Source organism: Variovorax sp. H27-G14, assembly GCF_046156345.1.
Taxonomy (GTDB): Bacteria; Pseudomonadota; Gammaproteobacteria; order Burkholderiales; family Burkholderiaceae_C; genus Variovorax.
This window is the reverse complement of record NZ_JAYLVN010000012.1, coordinates 139,193-165,694: the sequence shown is the minus strand read 5'-3', so window position 1 is coordinate 165,694 and position 26,502 is coordinate 139,193. Positions and strand designations below refer to the sequence as shown.

The window sequence follows — 26,502 nt, the reverse complement described above, 5'->3', positions numbered from 1 at the left end:
TTCAGGAACAGACGCCATGACCCACGACCTCTGGCCCCCGCTCAGCGTGATTCGCAACGCGCTGGAAAGCGGTGCGGCCGTGCCGGAAACCGAAGCCGACGAGGCGCCTGCCGCGGCCGTCGTGTCGTTGCCCGGTTCGGCTGCTGCAACAAGGGCCGCGCCCGTGGCTGCGGCCAGCGCGGTCGATCTGCAACTGCCCCTGGCCGAGCTGGCCCGTCGCCGCGAGGCGGTAGTCCGGCGCGCCTTTGCGGCCCGCTGGGCACCGGGGTGCCTGGTGAGCGTGGTGCACGAGGGTCGGCTGCTCGGCGTGCTGCTCGACCGCTGCATTCACGGTGAGCTGTGGCAAGGCTGGATGGCCGCGGGCGAGCCCGACTGGGCAGACGTCTTCGACGTGCTGCTGGAGCCCGGCGACGAGCCCTTCGAGCCGATGTTCGGCGTGGTGCAGGCGTGGAACGTGATCACGCTCGCGCCCAGTCCGCGGCTGTGCGCGCGCGTGGTGGGCGAGGTGTCGGCCACGCGGCTGGCGGCCATTCGCGCGGTGCACGACGAATGGGCCGCGCAGGCGGCGCCGGACATCGCGCCCGAGCCAGGGCGCATCGCGCTGCGCAGCGTGGCCGACGGGTTCACGGTGCTGTCGGGCACGCCGCTCGGGCCGCAGGACCCGCGCGCGGACTACCAGGGGCTGTATCGCAATGCGGGCTTGCAGTTGAGTCAGGGGCTGGCTGCGGCGCCGCGCGAGGAGGGTGCCGAATCGCGTTTGCTTGCACGGCCGCAACCGGGAGTTGAAGGTGGGTGGTGGGGCAGCATCCGCCGCTGGTTCGGCGCGGAGGGCTGGGCGCGCCCAGCCTTCGCGGTGCTGGCGCTGTGCGTGCTGGTGCAGAACATCGGACTGCTGGGCGGACGCGACGCGGCGGAGGACGACGAGGTGCGCTTTCGTGCAGTGCCGAGCGCGAGCGAACCTGCGCCAGCACGGGCGGACCTGGTCGTGCGCTGGAAGGAGGGCGTGCGCATGGACGAGGCCGACCGGCTGCTGCAGTCGATCTCGGCCGACGTGGTGGGCGGGCCCGGCGGCGGCGGTGCCTGGCTGCTGCGCGTGCCGGAGCCGGTGGATGCGCTGACGGTGCTGGCGGCGTCGCCGCTGGTCGAGTCGGCAGGGCCGGTGTCGGAACGGCCATGACGCGCGCCGGCTTTCTTTCTTGCTCCCTCCCCTCCCGGGGGAGGGTTGGGGTGGGGGCCAGCGGCGCCTCCACTGGGCGCTCTGGCTGCCCCCATCCCAGCCTTCCCCCAAAGGGGGAAGGAGCAAGACAGCTGCATTGGCTGCAGGCGTTGCTCGTGCTGTGGCTGCTCGCCTGCGGCAGCCTCGCCTTCGCAACCCCGCGCGCCTTGCTCGTCGGCGTTTCCGAACTCGTCAACCAGCCTCAGACCCTGTGGCTGCAGGCGCCGCGCAACGACGTGCTGCTGCTGCGCGACGCGTTGCTCAAGCAAGGCTTCGCCGCCGCCGACATCACCGTGCTCGCCGACGGCGTGAGCGGCGCCGCCTTGCCCGAATCGCAAGCGATCCACGACGCCCTTGCCACGCTGCTCGCCCAGTCGACAAGCGGCGACTTCGTGCTGCTGTACTTCTCCGGCCACGGCACCCGCCTGCGCGACACCACCAAGCGCTACCAAGAGCCCGACGGCCTGTCCGAGAACTTTCTCGCGCGCGACGTGCGCGGCACGCTCGGCAGCGACACCGTGCTCAGCGGCGATCTGCGCGATGTCGACGTCGATGCATGGATCCAGTCCTTCCTGGCCAAAAACGTCTTCATCGCCTCGGTGTTCGACACCTGCTCGGCCAACTCCATGACGCGCGGCACGGCCGATGCACCCGCCACCGCCGAAGGCCCGCCCGACGATGAAGTGCGCTGGCGCGGCCTGCGCCCCACGCAGCTCGCGGCCGGCGCGCCGCCCACCCGCCCCGTGCGACCCCCACCGCCCGCAGAGGCCGTGCCGCGCGCCCGCTACGTCGCCTTCTTCGCCTCCGAGAGCCACCAGATCACGCCCGAGCTGCGCCTGCCCCGCAAGGTGCGCAACGCGCGGCCGCAGGGCCTGCTCACCTGGGCACTGGTGGAGGCGCTGACGCGCAAGCCCGCCACCTGGCGCGACCTGTTCGACGGCGTGCTCGCGCTGTACCCGCCCGTCATTGACGAGCTGGCGCAGCGCTTTCCCACGCGCGAGCTGCCGTCGCCGGTGGCCGAAGGCAACCTCGACGCGCCGCTGTTCGCCAACGGCGTCGCACCCGCTTCCACGCGCCCGGTGTGGCGCGCGCAGCGCAGCGGCGACAGCCTGGCCGTGCAGGCCGGCCTGCTCGACGGCCTGGCGCCGCGGCAGCAGGTGCGCGTGCTGGCCACGCTCGACGACGGCACGGTGCGCAGCGCGCCGGCCAGCGTCGCGCAGGCCCGCCTGGGCGGTGCCGAGCTACCCGTGCCCGCTGCGCTGACAGACGTTGCGGGCAGCGCGTTCTGGAGCGTCACGCCATTGGCCGAGCCCGCCGCCATCGCGCTGCGCGTGCGCGCCGACAAGCCCTTGCCCGCCGGCCTCAGCCTGGACTACCCGGCCGCGATCCGAGTGGCCGATGCAGCCGCAGGCGCCGACGTGCGATGGACCGACCTCGGCGTGCAGGGCCATCGCCTGGAGCTGCTGTCACCGTTGCTGGGCGCCAGCGCGTCCGCCGTGGTGTTGCCCGACACCGCCGCGCTGCGCCGTCGGCTGCAGGCGTTGGCACAGCTCAAGTGGCTGGCCCAACTGCAGGCCTACGGCAAGGACGGCCGGCTCGACGGCTTCGACGCCACGCTCGAAGTCTGGAGTGCGCAGGGCCTGCTGCGCAGTGTTCCGCTTGCTCAGCCACAAACTCCACCGCAGGCACGCGGCACGTTCCCCGCGCTGCGCCCCGGCGAGCGCCTGCGCTTGAGCGTGCGCAACGCCAGTGGCCGTTCGATTGACCTCGTCATCGCCGGCATCGACACGCGCGGCGCGCTGCAGCCGGTCTACCCCGAGGTGCTCGGCGAAAGCAACCGCTTCAAGCGCGGCACGCCCGAGCAGCCGTCGTCACAGCGCTTCGACCTGCCCTGGCTCGACATGGCTGGTGACACGACCGATGCCGCAGCCAGCGACCCGCGCCTGCTCGTCATCGCCGTGCCCGCAATGCCCTACAGCGCGCCGCGCTTGTTCGGCGTGCCTTTCGCGCAGGCCGAGGTGCAGCAGGTGCGCGTGCGCGGCGGCCAGCCGGCGGCCGACAGCGGCGAGCGCCAGGTGTTCGCGGCCCTGCTGCGGCGCGGCGCTCCCCCCGACAACGCAGGCACGCGGCCATGACGCCCGCGCGCGCGCTTTCAGCCCCAGTCTTTTCTCGACAACCGGAGGTGATATGGCATTTCTAGACGACGGCTCCTGGAGCCCCGAAGACGCACGACAGCTCTACGACCTGGTCGGCACCGGCTCGGCCGATGTCGACCTGGTCATGATGATCGAGAACAAGGGCGCGCCCGTCGAAGGCGAGCTCGAGCGCGCCTTCGAGGACGGCAAGGCGCGCCTGAGCATCGGCGGCTACTACTGGTCGGTGCAGGTGCCCGAGTCGTCCGCGCAGAACCAGGTGGTGCCCAACAACCTGATCGTCGCGCGCCGCAGCGACGCGGCCACCGCCACCATCGCCAGCTTGCTGCGCGCGCAGGAGAAAGACCTGAAGGTCGTCATCAGCGCCTTCAGGGCCGGCGGCGACCAGCGCTCCACCGAGGCGCAAGCCACCTTCGAGCTGGTGCTGGAGAACGCCCGCGTCTGCCGGCTGGTGCTGAACTCCGGCGGCAACTGGGGCGTGCCCTCGGAGCTCATCTCCATCAGCTACCGCACGGCCAAGCTCAAGTCGGCGCCGCAGAAGGCGACCGGCGCGCGCGGCGCGGTGCGCGAATGTCAGTTCACCCGCGCATGAAGCGCACAGAGCACACGAAGCGACTGAAGCCCACCCAGGAGCACCCCGCATGACAACCGCCGCCGAATTTCTCAAGGCCGCCGACCCGGTGGCCGCACTCAAGGCCCTGAGCGACGACGTGCGCGCCAAGCCCGCCGACAGCAAGCACCGTGTCTTCATGGCGCAGCTGCTGTGCGTGCTCGGGCAGTGGGAGCGCGCGCTCAACCAGCTCACCGTGGCCGCCGAGCTCGACGCGCTGGCCGTGCCCATGAAGCAGGTCTACGGCGAGGCCGTGCGCTGCGAAGGCCTGCGCGCCGAGGTGTTCGCGGGCACGCGCACGCCGATGATCTTCGGCCAGCCCGACGAATGGCTGGCGCTGCTCATCGAGTCGCTGCTGCGCCAGGGCCGCGGCGAAAGCGCACTGGCCGAAGACCTGCGCCAGCGTGCCTTCGACGGCGCGCCGGCCATTGCCGGCAGCATCGACGGCACGCCTTTCGAATGGCTGGCCGATGCCGACATGCGCCTGGGCCCGGTGCTCGAAGCCTTCGTCAACGGCAAGTACTACTGGATTCCCTACGCGCGCCTGGCGCACATAAAGATCGAGCCGCCCGAAGACCTGCGCGACTGCGTGTGGATGCCCGCGCACCTGCAGTTCGAGAACGGCGGCGAAACGCTCGCGCTCATTCCCACGCGCTACGAAGGCACCGAGACCCGCGAAGACGGCGAGCTGCGCCTGGCGCGCAAGACCGAATGGCGCGAGCTGCGGCCCGAGGTGTGGGCCGGTCATGGCCAGCGCGTGCTCGGCAGCGACGCGGGCGAGTACGCGTTGATGGACGTGCGCGAGATTCTGTTCACGCCAACGGAGCCAGTCGCACACACCGAAGCGGGCGAAGTCGATGCCTGAGCTCACAGCACAGGAGCGTCTGCAGCCCTCGCTGCTCGACCGCCTCGTCGACCATGCGCCCGACGAGCAGCGCGAGGGCGACGACAAGCGCACCCTCACCAAGCAGGCGCTGCGCCAGGCCGTGCTGCGCGACCTGGGGTGGCTGTTCAATGCCACCGGCTACGGCCTGTCGATGGACGACAAGCAATACCCGAACGCGGCACGCTCGGTCATCAACTACGGACTGCCTATGCTGTCTGGCCAGTTCACCTCGTCGGTGCAGCGTGTCAGCATGGAACAGGCTTTGAAGAACGCAATCCTGCAGTTCGAGCCGCGCATCCTGTCCCGCACTCTCGAAGTTGAACTCGTCATGGAAGGCCCGGCCCTGGACTCCCACAACAGCATTGGCCTGCAGATCCGCGGCATGCTGTGGGCACAGCCCGTACCGCTCGAGTTCCTGATGCGAAGCCGCGTAGACCTCGAAGAAGGCCGCATAGAGATTGTGGACATGGCGCAAAACCCAAGGTGAGTCCGACATGGACCCTCGGCTGCTGAGCCTGTACGAACAGGAACTGCGCTACTTCCGCGAAAGCTCCGCCGAGTTCGCGCGCGCGTTCCCCAAGATTGCACACCGCCTGGGCATCGAAGGCCAGGAGGTGGCCGACCCGTATGTGGAGCGCCTCATCGAGGCCACCGCGTTCCTGTCGGCGCGCGTGGGCCTGAAGCTCGACGCCGAATACCCGCGCTTCACCGGCCACCTGCTGGACATCGTCTACCCGCACTTTCTGGCGCCCACGCCGGCGATGGTGATCGCGAGCTTCGTGCCCGACCCCGACGACGCGAACCTTGCGACCGGCCCCACCTTGCCGCGCGGCAGCGGGCTGCGTGCACGCCAAGCCGTGGGGCAGAACACGCACTGCGAGTTCCGCACCGCGAGCGCGCTGCGCGTGTGGCCGGTGGAGGTGCAGCGCGCGCAGTACTTCAGCTACGCGCCCGATTTGCCGCTGAACACGCACCCGCAGTCGCGCGCCATTCGCGGCGGCCTGCGCATCGCGTTGCGCGCCACGGCGGGGCTGAACTTCAGCCAGATTGCAATGGACGATCTGGTGCTGCACTTTGGCGGCGCGGAAGACGTGGCTTGGCAGCTGCATGAATGCGCGCTGGGCCAGCCCATCGGCGTGCTGGTGCGGCCGCTGGCACCCGGCGGCGCGCTGCAGGGCACGGCGCACAGCCTGCCGGCCAGTGCCATCCACGCGGTCGGCTTCGAGGACGACGAGGCGCTGCTGCCGGTGACGGCCACCGGCTTCTCGGGCTTCAGGCTGCTGCAGGAGTACTTTGCGTTTGCACAGCGCTTTCAGTTCGTGCGCATCGGCGGGCTCAGGGCGCTGCTCGCGGCGATGCCGGTGACCGACGTGGAAATCGTGCTGCTGTTCTCGCGCGGCGACGCGGCACTGGAGAAGCTGGTGAGTGCCGACAACGTGCAACTGCACTGCGTGCCCGCCGTCAACCTGTTCACCAAGCGGCTGGACCGCGTGCCCATGAGCGAAGGCGTGAGCCAGTTCCACCTGGTGCCCGACCGCACGCGCCCGCAAGACTTTGAAGTGCATACCGTCACGGAGGTCATTGGCCACGGCGCGCCGGGCGAGAACGCGGTGGCGGCGGAGCAGCCGTTTCGGCCTTTCTATTCGGCCTTTCATGGCAGCCGCACCAGCCACCCCGCGTACTTCACGACCACGCGCGAGCCGCGCATGCTGTCGGTGAGGCAGCGCACCGAAGGCCACCGCAGCAGCCACATCGGCTCCGAGCTGTACATGCAGATCGTCGACCCGCAGCAGGCGCCCTATGCGGCCACCTTGCGGCAACTGGCGGTGACCGCGCTGTGCACCAACCGCGACCTGCCGCTTCTGATGCCGCTGGGCCGCGAGAACGACTTCGACTGCGTCGACTCCTTTCCCGTGCAGCGCGTGCGCATGGTGCGCGGGCCGTCGCGGCCGGTGTCGCCGGTGGTGAGCCAGGGGCTGGGCTGGCGGGTGGTCGATCACCTGGCGCTGAACTACCTGTCGCTGTCCGACAGCACGCCGGAGCAGGGCGCCGCCGCGCTGCGCGAAACGCTGATGCTCTATGCGGTGCATGCCGACGAAATGCGCCAGGGCCAGGTGCGCGGGCTGCTGTCGGTGAAGAGCAAGCCGGTCGCGCGCAGGCTGCCGTTGAAGGGGCCCATTGCCTTCGGCCGCGGGCTGGAGGTGACGATCGAGGTCGACAGAGACGCCTTTCACGGGCACAGCGCGTTTCTGTTCGGCGCGGTGCTCGCGCGCTTTCTCTCGCGCCATGTGGAGGTGAACCATTTCGTCGAGACCGTGCTGCGCGTGGCGGGCAAGGGCGAGACGATGCGCTGGAGGCCGCTGTGCGGGACGCGGCAGATTCTGTGAACGCGCCGGTGAACGCGCCGGTGAATGCCAGGGTAGACGCCGCCCTGCGCGAGTGGTCTGCGCAGCCGTGGGCCTTCGACTATTTCGCGGTGATGCGCCGGCTGGAGTCCGTGGCCGCCACCACGCCGCGCTGGGGCCGCGCGCTGTTGCCCAGTGCCGAGCCGGTGCGCGTGGGGCAGGAGCCTTCGCTGTCGTTCGCGCCTGCCAGCTTCAGCCGCTTCGAGCCCGCCACCGCGCATTCGCCGCCGCGCCTGCGCCAGCAGTTCTTCGGCTACATCGGCCCCAACGGACCGCTGCCGGTGCACCTGAGCGACTTCATTCGCGAGCGCAGCCTGAACCACGGCGACCCGACCTGGCTCGCGTTTCTGGACAGCTTTTCGCACCGCTTCTCGCTGCACTTCTACCGCGCCTGGGCGCAGGCCCGGCCCGCCGTGGCGCTCGACCGGCCGGGCGAAGACCGCTTTCGGTTGCAGGTGGGCGCGCTGGTGGGCATCGGCACGCCGGGCCGCGTGGGGCGCGACGAAATTCATGACGACGCGCGCCTGCATTTTTCGGGTTGGCTCGCGCGCCGCGTGCACAACGTGGAGAGCGTGGAGCGCGTGCTGTGCAGCTACTTCGGTGTGCCCGTGCGGCTGGAGCGCTGGGTCGGCCACTGGATGCGCCTGCCCGCCGAAGAACTCACGCGCCTGGGGCAGGGCGAGAGCTCGCGGTCGATGGGCATGGGCGCGATGCTCGGCTCCCGCGCGTGGGACCGCCAGCACCGCGTGCGCCTGCACATCGGGCCGCTCACGCTGGAGCAGTACCGCATGTTTCTGCCGCTCGCCAGGAAGGGCAATGCCCGCCCCGTGCTGCAGCGCTGGATGCAGCAGCTGCTGGGCGACGAGCTCGAGTGGGACGCGCAGCTTGCGCTCGAGAAACAGCAGGTGCCGCCCACGCGACTGGGCGAGCTCAAAGGCAACGGCCCGCGCCTGGGCTGGGTCTCGTGGCTCGGCGAGCGCGCACGCACCACGGATGCGGCCGATGTACGCATCGGCAGCCAGAGCGTCTTTCAATAAACCCCATCGTCATTCGTTCAGCAGAGATACGGAGTCCTCCATGAGTGAAATCAGCCGCACCGCCCTTTTCGGAAAACTCAATGCGCTGGCCTACAAGGCCATTGAAGGCGCCACGGTGTTCTGCAAGATGCGGGGCAATCCGTATGTGGAACTGGAGCACTGGTTCGCCCAGTTGCTGCAGGCACAAGACTCCGACCTGCACCGCGTGATTCAGCACTACGGGCTGGACGTGTCGGTCGTCGCCAAGGACATGACCGCCGCGCTCGACCGCCTGCCGCGCGGCGCCACCGCCATCAGCGACTTTTCTCCGCACATCGAAAACGCCATCGAGCGCGCGTGGACCTATGCCACCCTGCAGTTCGGCGAGGCGCAGGTGCGCACGGGCTACATCCTGGTGGGCATGCTGAAGACGCAGAGCCTGCGCAACCCGCTGTTCAACTTGTCGAAGCAGTTCGAGAAGGTCAAGGTCGAAGACCTGGCCGACAACTTCGCCAAGATTTGCGATGCATCTCCCGAGGCGCAGATGCGCGCGCAGGACGGCACCGGCATGGGCAGCGGCGCCCCCGGCGAAGACACCGGCGCCATGGCCCCGGCCGCCATGGGCAAGGGCGATGCGCTGAAGAAATTTGCTGTCGACCTCACGGAGAAAGCGAAGAAGGGAGAGATGGACCCGGTGACCGGGCGGGACGAGGAAATCCGCCAGATCGTCGACATCCTGATGCGCCGCCGCCAGAACAACCCGCTGCTCACCGGCGAGGCCGGCGTCGGCAAGACGGCCGTGGTGGAAGGCTTTGCGCAGCGCCTGGCGCGTGGCGACGTGCCGCCGCAACTGAAAGACGTGAAGCTGCTCACGCTGGACATCGGCCTGCTGCAGGCCGGCGCCAGCATGAAGGGCGAGTTCGAGCAGCGCCTGCGCCAGGTGATCGACGAGGTGCAGAGCTCGCCCACCCCCATCATCCTGTTCATCGACGAGATCCACACGCTGGTGGGCGCGGGCGGCGCGGCCGGCACGGGTGATGCGGCCAACCTGCTGAAGCCTGCGCTGGCGCGCGGCAACCTGCGCACCATCGGCGCGACCACCTGGGCCGAGTACAAGAAATACATCGAGAAAGACCCGGCGCTCACCCGCCGCTTTCAGGTGGTGCAGGTGCCCGAGCCCGACGAGACCAAGGCCATATTGATGCTGCGCGGCGTGGCCAGCGTGCTGGAAAAGCACCACCGCGTGCAGTTGCTGGACGAGGCCATCGAAGCGGCCGTGAAGCTCAGCCACCGCTACATACCCGCGCGCCAGTTGCCCGACAAGGCCGTGAGCCTGCTGGACACGGCCTGCGCGCGCGTGGCCGTGAGCCAGCACGCCACGCCGCCCGAGGTGGAAGACTGCATGCGCCGCATCGAGGGGCTCACGGTGGAGCAGGAAATCATCGGGCGCGAGGAGGCCATTGGCATCGACGTGACCAAGCGCTCGGCGGCCGTGACCGCGTTGCTGACGGAGTCGAAGGTGCAGCTCGATGCGTTGAACGTGCGCTGGAAGGAAGAGAAGGGGCTGGTCGACAGGTTGCTGGAGCTGCGCGCGCAGTTGCGCAAGGGCAGTCAGCCGGTCGATGCTTCACTGCCTGCCTCTTCGGGGGAGGCCGACGGCGATGCAAAGGCTGTCGTGCCCCCACCCCAACCCTCACCCGGAAGGGGAGGGAGCGAAGAGCGCGCTGCGCTGCTCACGGAACTGCATGCGCTGCAGGCGCAGATCCAGGCGGTGCAGGGCGAGAATCCGTTGATTCTTCCTTCAGTCGACGAGCAGGCCGTGGCTTCTGTGGTCGCGGACTGGACGGGCATTCCGGTCGGTCGCATGGTGAAGAACGAGGTCGAGGCGGTGCTGAGGTTGGCCGACACGCTCAACCAGCGCGTGATCGGCCAGAAGCATGGCCTGGAGATGATTGCGCGGCGCATCCAGACTTCGCGTGCGCGGCTGGACAACCCGCAAAAGCCCATTGGTGTGTTCATGCTGTGCGGCACCTCGGGCGTGGGCAAGACGGAGACGGCGCTGGCCTTGGCCGAGGCGTTGTACGGTGGCGAGCAGAACATCATCACCATCAACATGAGCGAGTTTCAGGAGGCGCACACGGTCTCCACGCTCAAGGGCGCGCCGCCGGGTTATGTGGGCTATGGCGAGGGCGGCATCCTGACCGAGGCGGTGCGTCGTCGGCCGTACAGCGTGGTGTTGCTGGACGAGGTGGAGAAGGCGCACCCGGATGTGCACGAGATCTTCTTTCAGGTGTTCGACAAGGGCTGGATGGAAGACGGCGAGGGCCGCATGATCGATTTCAAGAACACGATCATTCTGTTGACGACCAATGCGGGAAGCGAATTGGTGATGAGCATGTGCCGCGACCCGGAGTTGCTGCCTGACTCCAACGCGTTGGCCGACGCGTTGAAGGCACCGCTCATGAAGGTGTTTCCGCCGGCGCTGTTGGGCCGCATCGTGACGATTCCGTATTACCCGTTGTCGCCGGACATGATGAAGAAAATCGTGCGGCTGCAGTTGGGTCGTATCAAGAAGCGGGTGGAGGCCAATCATGGTGTGCCGTTCGACTACAGCGAAGCGGTGGTCGATCAGGTGGTGGCGCGGTGTCAGGACCCGGAGTCGGGGGGGCGCGTGATCGACGCGATTCTTACCAACACCGTCTTGCCTACGATTTCTGTCGAGTACCTGCAGCGCTTGGCATCGGGAGGGGAAATTCGTCGCGTTGCTCTCGATGTCAAGGACGCGGACTTCACCTATGCGTTCGACTGATATGGGCGCTTGTTGTTCGTTTCGGCGCAGTCGGGTTCATTCAGGGCGACACCCACGCCGACGGGGTGCCTTGCTCCGCGAATGTCCCCCGGGGCTGCGCCCCTCCTCCTTTATTTCGCTGCGCAAGGCACCCCATCGACGTGGGCGTTGTAAGCCGCGGTGGTTGATCGCGCGATCACCCAGAGCGTGTCCAGGTGCACAGGGCGTCGGGTGCTCCCCGCAGCGAAATAAAGGAGGAGGGCGAAGCCCGGGGGACATTCGCGGAGGGGAGTACCCGGCGGCCTGTGCACACGCCCTGAACAAGAGCGCCCTGAACAGCAGCACCCTGAACAGTAGCACCCTGGACAGCAGCACCTGAACAGCAGCACCTGAACAGCAGCACCTGAACAGCAGACGAGTAAACAGAGAACAAAAAATGCCCGACAACGAGTTCCGTATAGAGACCGATTCCCCCGCCAAGGACGACCTCATGTTCTGGCGCATCGTCGGCCACGAAGCCCTGGCGCGTGCATCGGCGTACGAACTCACCGTGCTCTCAAAGAACAAGACCCTGAACGCCACCGACATCCTCGGCCACGCCTTCGACATCGTCATCGTGTTCCAGGACCAGGACGGCGCACCGCATGAACGGCACTGCCAAGGCCACGCCGTGCGCTTCGTGCGCGCCGGACACATGGGCCGGCATTATGAATATCGAATCACCCTGCGATCGTGGTTCTGGCTGCTCACCAAGCGCGCCAACTCCCGCATCCTGCAAGACAAGAAAGTGCTCGAAGTGCTCGACGCCGTGCTCGAGGACAGCCCCATCAAACGCTTCAAGAAAACCAAGGCCGACAACGTCATCGGCGTGCACAAACCACGCCGCTACTGCGTGCAACACCAGGAAAGCGACTACCAGTTTCTGTCGAGGTTGATGGAGGACGAAGGCGTGTACTACTGGTTCGACGCGCACGACGCACCCGGCACCATGCATCTGTCGGACGCCAGCGACATGGCGCACGACAAACTGCCCGCCGCCGACACCCTGCGCCACATGGCCACCAACGCCGCCGAGCCGCGCTTCAACGAAATTGCACGCTGGGTCAGCGCACGACAGTTCGACACCGGCAAGCATGCCTCGCGCGACAGCGACTTCAAGGCCATCAAGAAAAAACTGGGCGCCGACATCGATGCGTCCGACGACCACGAACTGGCCAACCTCGAAGTGTTCGAGTTTCCGGGCGGCTACTTCAGCGGCGACGACGCCGAAACCCGCGCCAAGCTGCGCGGCGAAGAACTCAATGCGCGCCGCGACCGCCACTGGGCCGTGACGCCATGGCCCGACGTGGCCGCCGGACGCGGCTTCACCTTCGAAGGCGACCCCGACGGCACGCGCAACGGCGATTACATCATTGCGGCCTGCACCTTCGTTGCCAGCCACCGCGGCTACGAAGGCGTGAGCGCCAATGCAGGCGCTGGTGCTGGTGCTGGTGCTGGTGCTGGTGCTGCGGCCCGCTCCGCGCACGACGCGCTGGCCGAGGTGCTGCGCGACGACGCGGTCAATGCCGACACGCTGCCCGTGCTCGAAGAGCTGATGGCCACCACGCCCGCGCTGGCCGCCGCGCATACCGGCAGCAGCGTGTTCCTGCTGACGGTGATACCCACGCAGCGCCTGTTTCGCGCGCCGCGCCTCACGCCGCGCGTGACGATGCCGGGGCCGCAGACCGCCATCGTGGTCGGCCCCAAGGGCGACGAGCTGCATGTGGACGAACACGGGCGCGTGAAGGTGCACTTTCACTGGGACCGCTACGACGAGAGCAACGAAAAGTCGACCTGCTGGGTGCGCGTGTCGCAACCCTGGAGCGGCAAGGGCTGGGGCGGGTACTTCATTCCGCGCATCGGGCAGGAGGTGATCGTCGACTTCCTGAACGGCGACCCCGACCGCCCCATCATCGTGGGCCGCGTCTACAACGACGACCAGCCCATTCCGTACAAGTCGCCCACGCAGAGCGGCTTCAAGACCCGCTCCACGCCCGGCGGCGGCGCCGCGAACTACAACGAGATCATGTTCGAGGACAAGAAGGGCGAGGAGAACATCAACATCCACGCCGAGCTGGACATGAGCCGCAGCGTGGAGCGCGACGACGCCACCACGGTGGACCGCGACCAGAGCATCACCGTCAAGCGCGATCAGACCCACCACGTGGACCGCGACCGCAAGAGCACGGTGACGCGCAATGAAACCACCATGGTGGCGGTCGACCAGAAGAACACCGTCAAGGGCAAGCAGAACAACCAGGTGGTGGGCAACCGCGACACCTTCGTCGACAGCAACGACACGCTCACGGTCACCGGCACGCACACCACCGACGTCACCGGTGCACGCAAGGACACCTCGCGCGCCGGTGAAACACGCAGCGTGATCGGCAACCAGACCGTCACCGTGAGCGGCAACCTCACCTACAAGGCCGCGAAGATGAGCTTCGAGGCCGGCCACATCGACTGGCTGGTGACGGGCGCCAGCTCCAAGTACATCACCGTGCCCACCGGGCCGCTGGGGCTGATGGCCAACAAGATCAAGATGATGAGCAACACCGGCATCGAGATGATGGCGGTGGGCAGCATCGACGCCACCTCGGTGGGCGCGAACACCACCATCCTGGGGCCCAACACCAGCGGCTACATCGGCATGAACAGCGAGGCCAACCTGGGCATCGCGCGCTCCACCTTCATGGGCATGAGCATCGAGAGCGCGCTGGCGATCTCCATCTCCAACTTTGTGGGCGTGGCCATCGAGAACTCGCTGGGCGTGAAGCTGCTGAACGGCGCGGCGCCGGAGATCAAGTCCTTTGCCATCGATCTGCAACAGGCCGGCCTGCACACCTTCACGCCCGGCGTGGGCGCGGGTGCGGGCGACGCGGCCGCGGTGGCGGGCATTCTGGGCGCGGTGGTGGGTGCGGCGGGCGCCGACGCGGACATTGCCGCCACCCTGAAGCAGTACGCCGACGCCGCGACGGCGTTGGACGAGGCCGCGAAGGAAGCGGCCGCCCAGGGCCTGCCGGGGCTCGCGGGGCGGCTCTCCAGCCTGGCGGCCGTGACACGGGGACGGCGCGCGGGCGGGGAGTTCGGCTCCGACTCGGTGCTTGGAACGGTCGGCATGATCGTGGGCGAAGGGGCCATTGCGGCGCTGGGCATCGACACGCCGGCGGAGACGCTGGGCAAGGAGCCGTCGACCAACGCGGACGGCTCCGCCATACCGCCGCCACCGGCACCCGCGCCGCCCGCGGCAACAGGCGGCGGCAGCAGCTCGGGCGCCGGTGCCAGCGGCAGCAGCGAGGGGGGTGCAGGTGGTGCGGGTGGCTCCGGCGGCGCCGGTGGTGGCCGTTCGTCGTAGCAGGCGATTCACAGGCACAGCCCATGCAGATCCTCAAACCCCAGGCACTCGGCCTTTCCACGCGGCCCATCGAGTTCCGCAAGCGCTACGGGCTCAGCATCAGCGCGTACCTGTACCTGCCGTTCGCGCAGGACGAGCGCGGCTGCCTGTGGGCCGAGCAGTCGATGTGGTCGTTCCTGTCGAAGGAAATGGCGCAGCCGCTGATCGACGAAGGCGTGGCCAAGCTCACGCCCGAGTTCCTGGTGCATGGCCAAGCCTTCGCACCCGCCGACCGGCCGAACGCCTGCGCCGTGCGCGCGCGCTTCGGCACACAGGAAAAGACCTTGCTGGTGTTCGGCGAGCGCTACTGGGACGGCGCGCAACCCAGCGCGCCGCAGCCCTTCACCGCCATGCCTGTCGGCTGGGCAGGCGCCTACGGCGGCCCCGGCTTCGCAGCCAACCCGCTGGGCCGCGGCAGGGAGGCGCGCGACGGCCTCACGTGGCTGCCCAACATCGAGCTTCCGGGCGACCGGCTGCTGCGGCCCGACCAGGCCGTGGCGCCGGCCGGCTTCGGTGCGCTGGACCTCATGCACCCGCAGCGTGCCCAGCACCGCGGCACCTACGACGCCGACTACCTGAAGCAGCACGCCCCCGGCTTCGCGCCCGACACCGACTGGCGCTTCTTCAACCTCGCGCCGCCCGACCAGTGGATGGGCGCCCCGCTGGCCGGCGACGAGAGCTTTGCCTTCGATCACATGCACCCCGAGCACGCGCGCGTGGAAGGGCGCCTGCCCGGCATGCGAGCGCGTGTGTTCGTCGGCTACAAGGCCGAGGGCGCCGAGCCGAAGGTGCGCGAGGTGCCGCTGCGCCTGACCACCGTGTGGTTCTTTCCGCATGCGCAACGCTGCATCGCCATCTTCCAGGGGCTGGCCGAGGTGGGCACCGACGACGGCAGCGACGTGCTCAGCCTGATGGGCGCTGTCGAGCGCAACGGCCAGCCGCGCACCGACCAGCACTACCTGGATGCCGCCGCCAAGCGCGCCGACCCGAAGAGCGGCGCGCTCTACGCCCTGGTCGACAGCGATCTGCTGCCCGAAGGCGTGAGCACCGCCGACCCCGACGTCGAGGCCGCGAAGGCGCCCTTTGCCATGGCCGGCCTGCAGGGCGAGGCGCAACGCCGCCGCGCGCAGATGGACGTCGAGCTCGCGCGCCAGAAAGCCCGCGACCTGGGCCAGGACCCCGACGCGCTGGGCATCCGCATGCCGCCGCGCGAGCAGGTGCCACAGGGCGAGGCCTTGCCGGCCTACCTCGACAAGGTGGTCGCCGAGATGAAGGCCCAGCAGTGGGCCGCGGTGGAAGACGCCGTTACCGCGCTGGAGCGGGCCTACGCCATGTCGGCGCAGCAGAAGATCGACCTGGGTGCGCTCAAGCACCGCGGACCGCCCCTGTACAAGGCCGACAAGCATCTGGCCGACCTGCGCGCGCAGGCGGCGGTGGGGTCGAACCCGCCCGACCTGGCGCCGCTGCTGCCCAAGCTGCAACAGCTGGAGGAGGTGCAACGCCAGGGCTATCTGGAAACCGCGCACATGCAGCCGCCCGCCCCGGCCATGGCCATCACCAATGCCGCCGAAGCCAACCAACTGCGCCGCGAAATGCCGCGCGCGGTGGCAGCGGGCATCCGGCTTTTCGCGGGCCTGGACTTCACCGGTGCCGACTTCTCCGGCCTCGACCTGCGCGAGGTCGACTTCCGCGGTGCCTGGCTGGAGAGCGTGGACTTTCGCAACGCCAACCTCTCGGGCGCGGACTTCGGCGGCGCGGTGCTGGCGCATGCCAGGTTCGAAGGCGCCATCGCCATCGGCGCAAAGTTTGGCAAGGCCAACCTCGGCAAGGCCGCGCTGGCGGGCGGCGTGTTCGACGGTGCCGACTTTTCGCAGGCGGTGCTGATGCATTGCGCATTGGCCGGCACGCAGATGCGGCGCGCGCGCTTCGCCGGCGCCAACCTGCTCGAAACCACCTGGGGCGTGGCCGACTGGGAAGGCGCGCTGCTGGCCGGCCAGACCTTCTACAAGCTCGACCTGCGCGGCATGCGCTGGCCGGGGGCCGATCTGTCGGTGTGCAACTTCATCGAGTCCGACCTGTCGGGCGTGGACCTGCAGGGCGCCAAGCTCGAAGGCGCGACCTTCGTCACCTGCAAGCTGGACGGGGCCGACCTGCGCATGGCGCATGGCGCCGGCGCCGTGGCCGTGAAGAACACCAGCCTCGCGGGGGCCGACATGGGCGGCGCCGACCTGCGCCGCGCCAACCTGGGCGGCTGCGACCTGCGCGGCGCGAAGCTGGTGCGCGCGCTGCTCGACGGTGCCAACCTGTGCGAGGCGCGGCTGGACGGCGCCGACCTGCGGCTGGCCAGCGCCAAGGGTGCGTTGCTGCGCATGAGCGGCTGCGCCGGTGCGCTGCTGTCGGGCGTGAACCTCAGTGACGCGGTGCTGCAGAAGGCCGACCTGCGCGGCGCAGACCTGCGGCGCAGCAACCTCTTCGGCGCCGACCTGAGCCGCGTGCGGCTCGACGGCGCCACCCTGCTCGACGGTGCGCTGCTGACACGCGCGCGCACCTGGCCGCGCCTCACCCCCGAACAGCAGGCCACTGCATGACCCCCAAGCTGCTGGCCCTGGCGGTACGCGTCGGCGAGACGCTGGAGGGCCTCGACCTGGGGAAGGGCCGCTATGCGGGGCTGTCGCTGGGCGGCGGCGTGTTCTCCAACGTGCGCTTTGTGGAGGCCGATCTGCGCGAGGCCGACCTGCGCGAGACCGTGTTCGACCAGTGCGACCTGCGCGGTGCGCTGGCGGCCGGCGCCAACCTGCGCCGCGCGGTTTTCAACCGCTGCCTGCTCGACCATGCCGACCTGCGCCAGGCCAACCTGCACGGCGCGGTGTTCACCGAATGCGACCTGCAGCACGCGCAGTTTGCGCAGGCCGTGCTCACCATGGCCACGCTGTCCCAATGCACGCTGGCGCATGCGAACCTGCGCGGCGCGCAACTGGGCTCGGCGGTGTTCACGCAGTCGGTGCTGCTGGACGTGTGCGCCGACGACACCACCTGGCCCTACACCACTGTGAACGAATGCGACCTCTCGCACCTCACATGGGCCGGCGCGCGCATGCAGCGCAACGTGTTCTTCAAGACCTCGCTCAAGGGCATGTCGTTCGCGGGCCTGGCGCTCGACGGCTGCCAGTTCTCGTCGGCCGACCTGAGCGGGGCCGACTTCAGCGGCACCGTGCTGCAGCAATGCAACTTTCAGGGCGCGACGCTGACGGGCGCGAAGTTCGTGAAGGCCGTGGCACCGTCGGCCATCTTCTGCGATGCCACCGGGCAAGGCACCGACTTCTCGGGTGCGCGGCTGCGGCAGGCACTGTTCTCGGGCGCCGTGCTGCCGCAGGCCAGCTTTGCGGGCTGCGACCTTTACCAGACGCACTTTGCGGGAGCGAAGCTGCAGGGCGCCAATTTCACAGGCGCCGACCTCACCCATGCCGACCTGCGCCACGCCGACCTCAGCAAGGCCGACCTGCGGCGCGCCACGCTGCAACGCACCGTGCTGCACGGCGCGATCACCGAAGACGCGCAAATGACCGACCGCGCACGCGCCATCGAGAGCGACCCCGAACTGGCTGCGGCAGAACGCTGGCAGCCATTGGTCGCGTGACACGGCACTCGCATGCATTCAGACACCACGAAGGAACAAACCATGAACACCCGCACAGCAGCGCGTCCGAAAAAAGCCGCACTGGCTGCCGAGCCGGGCTCGGCGGCCACCCCCGGCCGCAAGGGCGCGGATGCCCAAGCCATCGGCGGCGTGTGGTGCGTCGGCCTGCTGGCCTTCGACGCGGCCGGCATGCCCGTCGTCACCAGCGGCACGCTGCGCCTGGCGGCCCGGCGCGCGGCCAGCTGCTTGCTCGAACCGGCTGCCGGCGACAGCGTGGCCTGCCTGCGCATCGCGCCCGACGAGGTCTGGGTCATGGCCGTGCTGCAGCGCGAAGAAGGCACCGCCAACGTGGTGAGCTGCCCCGGCAACCTGCGCATCGCCGCGGAGGGCGGTGCGCTCGACCTGGCTGCGGCGCGCGTTGGCGTGCGTTCGGAGGCACTCAGCATCGACGCGCACCAGCTGAGCGTGACCACCGACACCGCCGAGCTGGTAGGCCGGCAGCTGAGCATGGTCGGCACCGGCATCCGGCTCGTGGGCTCGGTGCTGTCGACGGTGATGGACCGCGTGCAGCATTTCAGCCGGCACTACCTGCGCACCACCGACGGCATCGACCGCGTGGCCGCCACGCATGTGGAGTGCGAAGCCAAGCAGCTGCTGCGGCTGGAGGGCGAGCACACGCTGGTGAACGGCCGCGAGCTCATCAAGGCCCGCGGCGCGCAAATTCATTTCGGCTGACACGGCACAGGAGCAAAAACATGTTCGCCAATTGCCAGTTGATGGGCACCGACATGGGCTTTCCCGATGTGTGCATCACGCCCGCCGCACCGTCCCCCATACCGGTGCCTTACCCCAACATCGCCATGGGGCCGATGGCCATTCCCAACTGCCCCACGATCCTGGTGATGGGCGCACCGGCGCACAACCTGGGCACCACCATTCCGATGACCAACGGCGACAACCCCGGCGTGCTGCTGGGCGTGGCCTCGGGCACCGTGATGGGGCCGAGCCGACATCTCACCGGCGCCTTCACGGTGCTGTGGAACGGCATGCCCGCCACGCGGCTCACCAGCGTGTCGCTGCAGAACAGCACCAACTGCCCCGGCGTGCGCACCGTGCCCAGCCAGCCGCTGGTGGTGCTGCTGGCGCCCTGAGGCGAGGCGGTCGATTCCGGGGCGGCGCGCGCACCGGCGCCGCCCGCAAAGAGCGAGGCAGAGCAGAGCAGACCAGAGAAGAGAAGAGAAGAGAAGAGAAGCGAAGAGCAACGGAGGCGCCATTCATGGCCGACCAGGAGTTCCGCATCGAGAGCGATTCGCCCGCCAGGGACGAGCTGATGTTCTGGCGCATCGTGGGGCACGAGGCACTGGCGCGCGCGTCCACCTACGAGCTGACCGTGCTGTCGCAGAACAAGGCCATCGACGCCAAGGACATCCTGGGCCGGGCCTTCGACATCGTCATCGGCTTCGAGGACGCCGACGGCGGCACGCACGAGCGGCACTGCCAGGGCCATGCGGTGCGCTTCGTGCGCGCCGGCCGCGTGGGCCGCCACTGCGAATACCGCATCACGCTGCGCTCGTGGTTCTGGCTGCTCACCAAGCGCATCAACTCGCGCATCCTGCAGGACAAGCCCGTGCTCGACGTGCTGGATGCGGTGTTCGAGGACAGCCCCATCAAGCGCTTCAAGAAGGTGAAGACCGACAACGTCATCGGCACCCACAAGCCGCGCCGCTACTGCGTGCAGCACCAGGAGAGCGACTACCAGTTCGTATCGCGCCTGCTGGAAGACGAGGGCATCTACTGCTGGTTCGACGCGCACGATGCACCGGGCACCATGCACCTGTCGGACGCCAGCGACATCGCGCACGACAAGCTGCCCGCGGCCGACACGCTGCGTTTTGTGTCGGGCGACGCGGCCGAGGCGCGCTTCAACGAGGTGTCGCGCTGGGTCAGCGAGCGCCAGCTGGACACCGGCCAGTACGCATCGGCCGATAGCAACTTCAAGGCCATCAAGAAAAAGCTGGAGGCCGCCGGCGGCACGCCGGACACGCACGAGCTGGCCGAGTTCGAGGCCTTCGAATTCGCGGGCGGCTACTTCAGCGGCGGCGACGCCGACGACAAGGGCAAGCTGCGCGGCGAAGAGCTTGGCGCGCGCCGCCAGCGGCACTGGGCGCTCACGCCGTGGCCCGACGTGGCCGCGGGGCGCAGCTTCAGGTTCGAGAACGACCCCGACGGCAAGCGCGACGGCGACTACGTCATTGCGGCCTGCACCTTCGTTGCCAGCCATCCCGGCTACGAGGGCGCCGATTTGCAGGAGCCGCGCGTGAGCGTGAGCACGCTGCTGCGCGAGGCGCTGGACGACGACGCGGTGCTGGCCGACACCCGTGGCGCGTTCGAGGCCATCGTCGCGCGCACGCCGTTGCTGCAGGCCGGCGTGCCGGGCGCCTGCGCCTTCCTGCTCACCGTGTTTCCGGTGGACGTGCCGTTCCGCGCGCCGCGCCTCACGCCGCGCGTGGTGATGCCGGGGCCGCAGTCGGCCATCGTCGTCGGGCCCGCGGGCGAAGAAATTCATGCCGACGACTTCGGCCGCGTGAAGGTGCACTTTCACTGGGACCGCTACGACAAGAGCAACGAGAAGTCGACCTGCTGGGTGCGCGTGTCGCAGCCGTGGGCGGGCAAGGGCTGGGGCGGCTACTTCATTCCGCGCATCGGCCAGGAGGTGATCGTCGACTTTCTGAACGGCGACCCCGACCGGCCGCTGATCATGGGGCGCGTCTACAACGACGACCAGCCCATTCCTTTCGGCACCCACACGCAGAGCGGCTTTCGCACGCGCTCCACGCCGAAGGGCAGCGCGGCCAACTGCAACGAGTTTCGCTTCGAGGACAAGAAGGGGGCGGAGCAGGTGTACCTGCACGCCGAGAAGAATCAGGACATCGAGGTCGAGAACGACGAAACGCACTGGGTGGGCCACGACCGCAGCAAGACCGTCGACCACGACGAGACCACCCATGTGAAGCACGACCGTACCGAAACAGTCGGCCACAACGAGACCATCACCATCGGCGTGGACCGCTCGGAGAAGGTGGGCAGCAACGAGACCATTGCAATTGGCGTGAACCGCACCGAGACCGTGGGCAGCAACGAGACCATCACCATCGGCAGCAACCGCACGATCACCGTGGGCGCCAGCGAGACCGCCACCGTGGCGCTGCAGCGCACGCACACGGTGGGCGTCAACGAGACCATCACCGTGGGCGCGGCGCAGGAGATCACGGTGGGGGCGATGCAGGCCGTGACCGTGGGTGCGAGCCAGACAGTGAACGTGGGCGTGAACCAGTCGAGCAGCATCGGTGCGAACCGGTCGGTGGATGTGGGGGCGAACCTGTCGACCAACGTGGGCAAGAACGAGACGCGCAGCGTGAGCGAGGGGCGCACGAGCAGCGTGGGCAAGGACGACGCGCTGTCGGTCGGCAAGAACCTGGTCATCACGGCGGGCGACTCCATCTCCATCACCACGGGCAGCGCGAGCATCACGATGAAGAAGGACGGGACCATCGTGATCAAGGGCAAGGACATCACGATCGACGCCTCCGGAAAGATCAACGCGAAGGCGAGCAGCGACATCGTGATGAAGGGGTCGAAGATTCTGCAGAACTGATTTCATTCAAGGAGCCTGACCATGAGCGCAAGAGATCTGATCGACACCGGAATGGGGGAGGCCTCGGCCATTGCACCGTGGAACACCATGGCAACCGGACAGCTGGTCGCCATTGCCGACGAGGGGCGCACACCGCTCGTGATGTTCCCGGATCAGCCGGGCAGCGCGGCCCTGCGCGCACGCAGCGTGGTCGACCTGCATGGCGCGCACATTGGGCGGTGCGTGGTGCTCATGTTCGAGCAGGCCGATCCGCGCCGCCCGATCGTGATGGGTGTGCTGCGCGGAGACGAGGGCTGGCCGCTGGCGGGCAAGCCGCTGCAAGTGGAGATCGACGCCGACGGTGAGCGGATGATCCTGAGCGCACGGGAGCAGATGGTGTTGCGCTGCGGCAAGGCCAGCATCACGTTGACACGCAGCGGCAAGGTGTTGATACAGGGGAGCTACGTGCTGAGCCGCTCCACCGGCGTCAACCGGGTCAAGGGCGGTGCGGTGCAGATCAACTGAGCGGGAGGTGCCGCAATGGAACTCATCAACGCCACCGGCATGACCGCCGGCTACACCATGGGCGTAGAGCCGACAGGCCGCGAGTTGCTTGTCGTGGTCGTGAAGGGAACCTTCGCCATTCCGCCGGACGGTGGCACGGCGCACCTCCATGCGACGCAGTTGCCGTTGATCACGGCCGACACCTTCACCGGGGCGCCGGGCTATTCGGCGCCCGCGGAAGAGGTCGACTTTGCGCCGCGCAAGCTCCGGTGCGACGTGCTGGTGTCGGGCAGCGCGCACGCGCCGCATGGCGAGCCGGCGCAACGGGTGCCGGTAGGGGTGCGTCTGGGCAACTGGAAGAAGGTGTTCTCGGTCGTTGGTGAACGTCATTGGGACACCGGACTGTCGGGCGTGCGTGCATCCGCGCCGCAGTTCTTTCTGCAGCAACCGATTTCGTATGACCTGGCGTTTGGCGGCGTCGACGAGCGCCACGAAGATCCGCACCGGCATGCGGCCTACATGGCCAACCCGGTGGGGCGCGGCTGGCATCGCAACCTGCAGGCCAGGTTCGTGGACGGTGCGCCGTTGCCGAACACCGAGGAGCTCGATCGCCCCGTCGATGCGCCGGACGGTGTTTTTTCGCCGATGGCGTTAGGGCCGCTCGGAAGGGGGTGGGCAGGCAGGCTGCCTTATGCGGGGACCTATGACCAGGACTGGATCGACAACACCTTTCCGTTCTTGCCGGCCGACTTTCAGGATGACCACTACCAGGCGGCACCGCGGGATCAGCAGATCGCTTTTCCGCTGGGCGGCGAAGAACTGGCGCTCGCCAACTTGACACCCGAGGGCCACACGAGATTCAGGTTGCCATTGCGCGAGGTGCCGGTCACCTTCTTCCGGCGCAAGGGCGGGCATGAAGACAGCCGCGCCGTTCTCGACACCATCGCGATCCATGCCGACCGAGGGCTCATGACCCTCGCCTGGCGCAGCACGCTGCCGCTCAAGAAGAACATGTTCGAGATATCGAACATCCTGGCAGGCACGATGTCGCGCGGCTGGTGGCGTGCGCGCGAACTTGGAAAGACCTGGCATCCGTCGCTTGGCGACCTGGTTCGGGGCAAGCGCGAAGCGACGGAGCCCACGCCATGAGCGCGATTCCTGTGGTGATAAGCCGCACCGGCATGGTGACGGGCGTGGGCTTGGACGCACCGGCGAGCTGCGCGGCAATTCGTGGTGCCATCGACAACTTTAGGCAAACCTCCTTCAGGGACCGGCATGGCGAGTGGATCATGGGGTGCGAGGTGCCGCTCGAACATCCGTGGCGCGGTGAGAAGAAGCTGCTGATGATGGCCGCGCGGGCCATCGGCGAATGCACGGAGGGCTTCGACCGGACCACCTGCGAGGCCACGCCACTGCTGCTGTGCCTCGCTGAAACCGACCGACCCGGGCGGGGCGTGACGAACGACCCGGCTTTTCTGGACGCCTTGCAGCAGGAACTGGGTTTTGACTTTCATCCGGAGTCCGCGGTGATCGCGAAGGGTCATGTGTCGGTGGCGGTTGCGCTGTTGCGCGCGCGCCAGCTCATCGGCGCATCCGTCGCACAACAGGTCGTCGTGGCGGCGAGCGACAGCTTGCTCGATGGCGCGGCGCTGGCCGACTGCGAGGCGCGGGACCGGCTGCTGACGAGCGACAACTCGGACGGATTCATTCCTGGCGAAGGCGCCGCCGCGCTGCTCGTGGAACCGCTGCGCGCTCGACCGTGGGGCCAGCTGGTGTGCCGCGGTATTGGGTTTGCGGTGGAGAAGTCCCACATCGACTCCGAGGCGCCCCTGCGTGCCGATGGTCTGACAGCGGCCATCAAGCAGTCGCTGCAAGAGGCCGAATGCAACGAGAGCATTCTCGATTTCAAGATCATCGACGCTTCGGGCGGACAGTATGTTTTCAAGGAGGCCACCCTCGCATTCGGACGGATCGATCGCACCAGGCGAACCGAGTTCGATGTGCGGCATCCGGCGGACTGCATCGGAGAGGTGGGCGCGCCCGTGGGGCTCGCAATGATCGCCGTGCTGAAGACTGCGTGCGAGAAGGCTTACGCCAAAGGCAACAACGTGCTGCTGCACCTGGGCAACGACGACGGCAAGCGCGCGTCGATGATTTTTTCCTGGCACTTCACGGGGGGCTGACAGTGGCGAACCAGGTCTTTGCCAACGGAAGGGAAGTGGCATGCAAGGCCGGAGCGGGCAAGACCATTTGCGCCACGCCCGACGTATGCATGACCCCGCCGGAGAACCCCGCCACCCCGCCGGGCGTGCCGGTGCCGTACCCCAACACCGGGCTTGCCTCCGACACCACCGACGGCAGCCGCAGCGTGCAGATTTCCGGTCAGGAAATCATGTTGAAGAACAAGTCCTACTTCAAGACCTCGTCGGGCGACGAAGCCGGATGCGCCGCGAAGAAAGGCGTCATATCGAGCAAGAACAAGGGCAAGGTGTACTTCATCGATTGGTCGATGGACGTGAAGTTCGAGGGCGAGAACGCGGTGCGACATCTCGACAAGACCACCAACAACCACGGAAGCCCGACGGCCAACGAATCCATCCCTTGGCCCTTCGTCGACTCGATGGCCGACGGCAACATCGACAAGACGGCATGCGATGGGGACAAGGCTCGCGAGGAAAAGGCTTGTGCGGACTACAAGCCGGCCAAGAAGGACGGCAAGGACGTCTGCGCCGAGACCGGGCTTGGAGGCGACTTCGCTTCCATCAAGGGCGATCTGCCGGGTGCGGCCAAGAAGGCCAGCGAGAACGAGTGCGCCTCCGCGCGCCGATGCCGGCTGGTGCCCTACCATGCCTCGCCCCAGGTGGAAGACGGCATCAAGGGCTGCTGCCCCGCGCAGACGGGCGACCACATCGTCCCGAAGAGTTCGTTCTTCAAGGACCACTACGGGGGCCAGTCGATGCCCGGCTGGAAGCCTTACAGGATGGAAGCGGCCCCGTGCATGTGCACCGAGGGGGGCAGCTGCTCCGGCACGCATGGGCTGCGGCACACACACCACAAAGCCACTTCCAGCGTGCCGAGCGGAACGCACCGGCCGTTCGACAAGGAGGTCGAACATTGCGCCGCGGGTGCGAAGGCGGTGGCGCCGCACTGCGACCAGAAATGCATCGAGGCGCAGTTGAAGGAAGGCCACAAGGGGCTTGGCGATGCAGGCAAGGACGTGAAGCATTCATCCACCGGCAGAACGGAGCCCGAACACTATGCGTCGCTGCAGACCACCATCAACGAAACGGCCGGCAAGCTTGGCTCGCCGCTGCCATGACCGCAAGGAGTTCCCATGAGCGAACGAGTTTCCAAGTCACGTGAATTCGTGAGGGGCGCAGCCCGCCTCGCGGACCTGGTGTATGTCATCAGCCAGATGAAGACGCTGCTCGAACAGGACATTGCGCATGTGAGCCTGGTGGGTCTCTACAAAGGCAACTGGGGGGATGCGTTCAATACCACCTGGAACGCCACGGCCATCGCCGTGGCAAAGCTGCCGTCGGAGAAGGTCGTGCTCATCGGAGAGGACGGCGACGTCAGCACCTATGCGAGCGGGCGGCGCGAAGATGAATCGATCGATCCGCGCCCCGTCATGATCCGCAACGCGCGCGAAATCGGCGGCCAGGTCTATGCATGCGGCAGCAAGCGGCAGGTCTACAGGCGTGTCGCGGAGAGGCAATGGATAGACATGAGCGCGCCGCCTGCCGCGCAGACCGAGGTCTTCGGGTTCGAGGCGATCGACGGCTACGCAGAAAACGAAATCTATGCCGCGGGATGGGGTGGCGAGATATGGCGCTACGACGGCGCGGCCTGGACGCAGTGCGGCAGTCCGACCAATGTCATCCTCACGGCTGTCTGCTGCGCGGGTGACGGTACGGTGCATGTGGCCGGGCAGGGCGGTGTGCTGGTCAGCGGGCGCGGGGATGTCTGGGCACCGGTGGCCTGGGAGGACGAAGTCACGGCCGACCTGTGGGACCTGTGCTGGTTTGGTGGCAGCCTGTATGTGGCGACGATGTCGCAGCTCTACACGCTGCATGCCGATCGACTGGTGCCGGTCGATTACGGCGCCATGGGGCCGGTCACCTGCTACAGCCTGAGCGTGGCGCAAGGCGTGCTGTGGTCGGTCGGAAAAGCCGACGTGGCGTCGTTCGACGGTACGACATGGCAGAAGTACGACTGAC

At 68.0% G+C, this 26,502-nt stretch carries 19 protein-coding genes; all 19 read left to right on the top strand.

All coding sequences use genetic code 11. The features are described 5' to 3' along the window. Window positions 1-16: 16 nt before the first annotated feature. The 19 genes from VLK31_RS24545 (at window position 17) to VLK31_RS24455 (ending at window position 26,501) form a co-directional block, all read left to right on the top strand. The gene (locus tag VLK31_RS24545; RefSeq protein ID WP_409171067.1) at window positions 17-1,177 is read left to right on the top strand and encodes a hypothetical protein; all 1,161 of its coding nucleotides are present in this window, start codon (window positions 17-19) and stop codon (window positions 1,175-1,177) included. Between the two features lie 155 nt (window positions 1,178-1,332). After that, window positions 1,333-3,351, top strand: coding sequence for a caspase family protein (locus tag VLK31_RS24540; protein WP_409171066.1), 2,019 nt, complete (start codon window positions 1,333-1,335; stop codon window positions 3,349-3,351). A gap of 52 nt (window positions 3,352-3,403) precedes the next feature. Next, window positions 3,404-3,961, top strand: a complete 558-nt coding sequence (locus tag VLK31_RS24535) for a hypothetical protein (protein ID WP_409171065.1) — start codon at window positions 3,404-3,406, stop codon at window positions 3,959-3,961. Between the two features lie 49 nt (window positions 3,962-4,010). Further along, window positions 4,011-4,844 (top strand): type VI secretion system accessory protein TagJ, encoded by an 834-nt coding sequence (locus VLK31_RS24530; RefSeq protein WP_409171064.1) that lies wholly within the window; start codon window positions 4,011-4,013, stop codon window positions 4,842-4,844. Beyond that, window positions 4,837-5,352, top strand: a complete 516-nt coding sequence (gene tssE, locus VLK31_RS24525) for a type VI secretion system baseplate subunit TssE (protein WP_409171063.1) — start codon at window positions 4,837-4,839, stop codon at window positions 5,350-5,352. The genes VLK31_RS24530 and tssE overlap by 8 nt, the downstream gene beginning before the upstream one ends. A 7-nt stretch (window positions 5,353-5,359) precedes the next feature. Next, window positions 5,360-7,252 (top strand): type VI secretion system baseplate subunit TssF, encoded by a 1,893-nt coding sequence (gene tssF / locus VLK31_RS24520; RefSeq protein ID WP_409171062.1) that lies wholly within the window; start codon window positions 5,360-5,362, stop codon window positions 7,250-7,252. Further along, window positions 7,249-8,307, top strand: coding sequence for a type VI secretion system baseplate subunit TssG (tssG, locus tag VLK31_RS24515; RefSeq protein ID WP_409171061.1), 1,059 nt, complete (start codon window positions 7,249-7,251; stop codon window positions 8,305-8,307). Before tssF ends, tssG begins: the two co-directional genes overlap by 4 nt. A gap of 40 nt (window positions 8,308-8,347) precedes the next feature. Continuing rightward, entirely contained in the window at window positions 8,348-11,095 is a 2,748-nt protein-coding gene (tssH, locus tag VLK31_RS24510) for a type VI secretion system ATPase TssH (RefSeq protein WP_409171060.1), read from the top strand. Window positions 11,096-11,510: 415 nt separating this feature from the next. Further along, window positions 11,511-14,468 carry a type VI secretion system Vgr family protein gene (locus tag VLK31_RS24505; RefSeq protein WP_409171059.1) on the top strand — a complete coding sequence of 986 codons (2,958 nt, stop codon included), beginning with the start codon at window positions 11,511-11,513 and terminating at the stop codon, window positions 14,466-14,468. 23 nt (window positions 14,469-14,491) lie between these two features. Next, window positions 14,492-17,095, top strand: coding sequence for a DUF2169 domain-containing protein (locus VLK31_RS24500; RefSeq protein ID WP_409171058.1), 2,604 nt, complete (start codon window positions 14,492-14,494; stop codon window positions 17,093-17,095). Beyond that, window positions 17,092-18,144 (top strand): pentapeptide repeat-containing protein, encoded by a 1,053-nt coding sequence (locus VLK31_RS24495; protein ID WP_409171057.1) that lies wholly within the window; start codon window positions 17,092-17,094, stop codon window positions 18,142-18,144. Before VLK31_RS24500 ends, VLK31_RS24495 begins: the two co-directional genes overlap by 4 nt. A 42-nt stretch (window positions 18,145-18,186) precedes the next feature. After that, window positions 18,187-18,879, top strand: a complete 693-nt coding sequence (locus VLK31_RS24490) for a DUF3540 domain-containing protein (protein WP_409171056.1) — start codon at window positions 18,187-18,189, stop codon at window positions 18,877-18,879. Between the two features lie 20 nt (window positions 18,880-18,899). Continuing rightward, window positions 18,900-19,295, top strand: a complete 396-nt coding sequence (locus VLK31_RS24485) for a DUF4150 domain-containing protein (RefSeq protein WP_409171055.1) — start codon at window positions 18,900-18,902, stop codon at window positions 19,293-19,295. A gap of 125 nt (window positions 19,296-19,420) precedes the next feature. Next, window positions 19,421-21,799, top strand: coding sequence for a type VI secretion system Vgr family protein (locus VLK31_RS24480; RefSeq protein ID WP_409171054.1), 2,379 nt, complete (start codon window positions 19,421-19,423; stop codon window positions 21,797-21,799). A 21-nt stretch (window positions 21,800-21,820) separates the two neighbouring features. Beyond that, window positions 21,821-22,303, top strand: coding sequence for a DUF6484 domain-containing protein (locus tag VLK31_RS24475; protein ID WP_409171053.1), 483 nt, complete (start codon window positions 21,821-21,823; stop codon window positions 22,301-22,303). Between the two features lie 39 nt (window positions 22,304-22,342). After that, the gene (locus tag VLK31_RS24470) at window positions 22,343-23,431 is read left to right on the top strand and encodes a DUF2169 domain-containing protein (RefSeq protein WP_409171052.1); all 1,089 of its coding nucleotides are present in this window, start codon (window positions 22,343-22,345) and stop codon (window positions 23,429-23,431) included. Further along, window positions 23,428-24,465: a hypothetical protein gene (locus VLK31_RS24465; RefSeq protein WP_409171051.1), complete on the top strand. Its 1,038-nt coding sequence runs from the start codon at window positions 23,428-23,430 to the stop codon at window positions 24,463-24,465. Before VLK31_RS24470 ends, VLK31_RS24465 begins: the two co-directional genes overlap by 4 nt. A 35-nt stretch (window positions 24,466-24,500) precedes the next feature. Beyond that, window positions 24,501-25,601, top strand: coding sequence for a PAAR-like domain-containing protein (locus VLK31_RS24460; protein WP_409171050.1), 1,101 nt, complete (start codon window positions 24,501-24,503; stop codon window positions 25,599-25,601). A gap of 15 nt (window positions 25,602-25,616) precedes the next feature. Further along, window positions 25,617-26,501 (top strand): hypothetical protein, encoded by an 885-nt coding sequence (locus VLK31_RS24455; RefSeq protein WP_409171049.1) that lies wholly within the window; start codon window positions 25,617-25,619, stop codon window positions 26,499-26,501. Window position 26,502 lies beyond the last annotated feature (1 nt).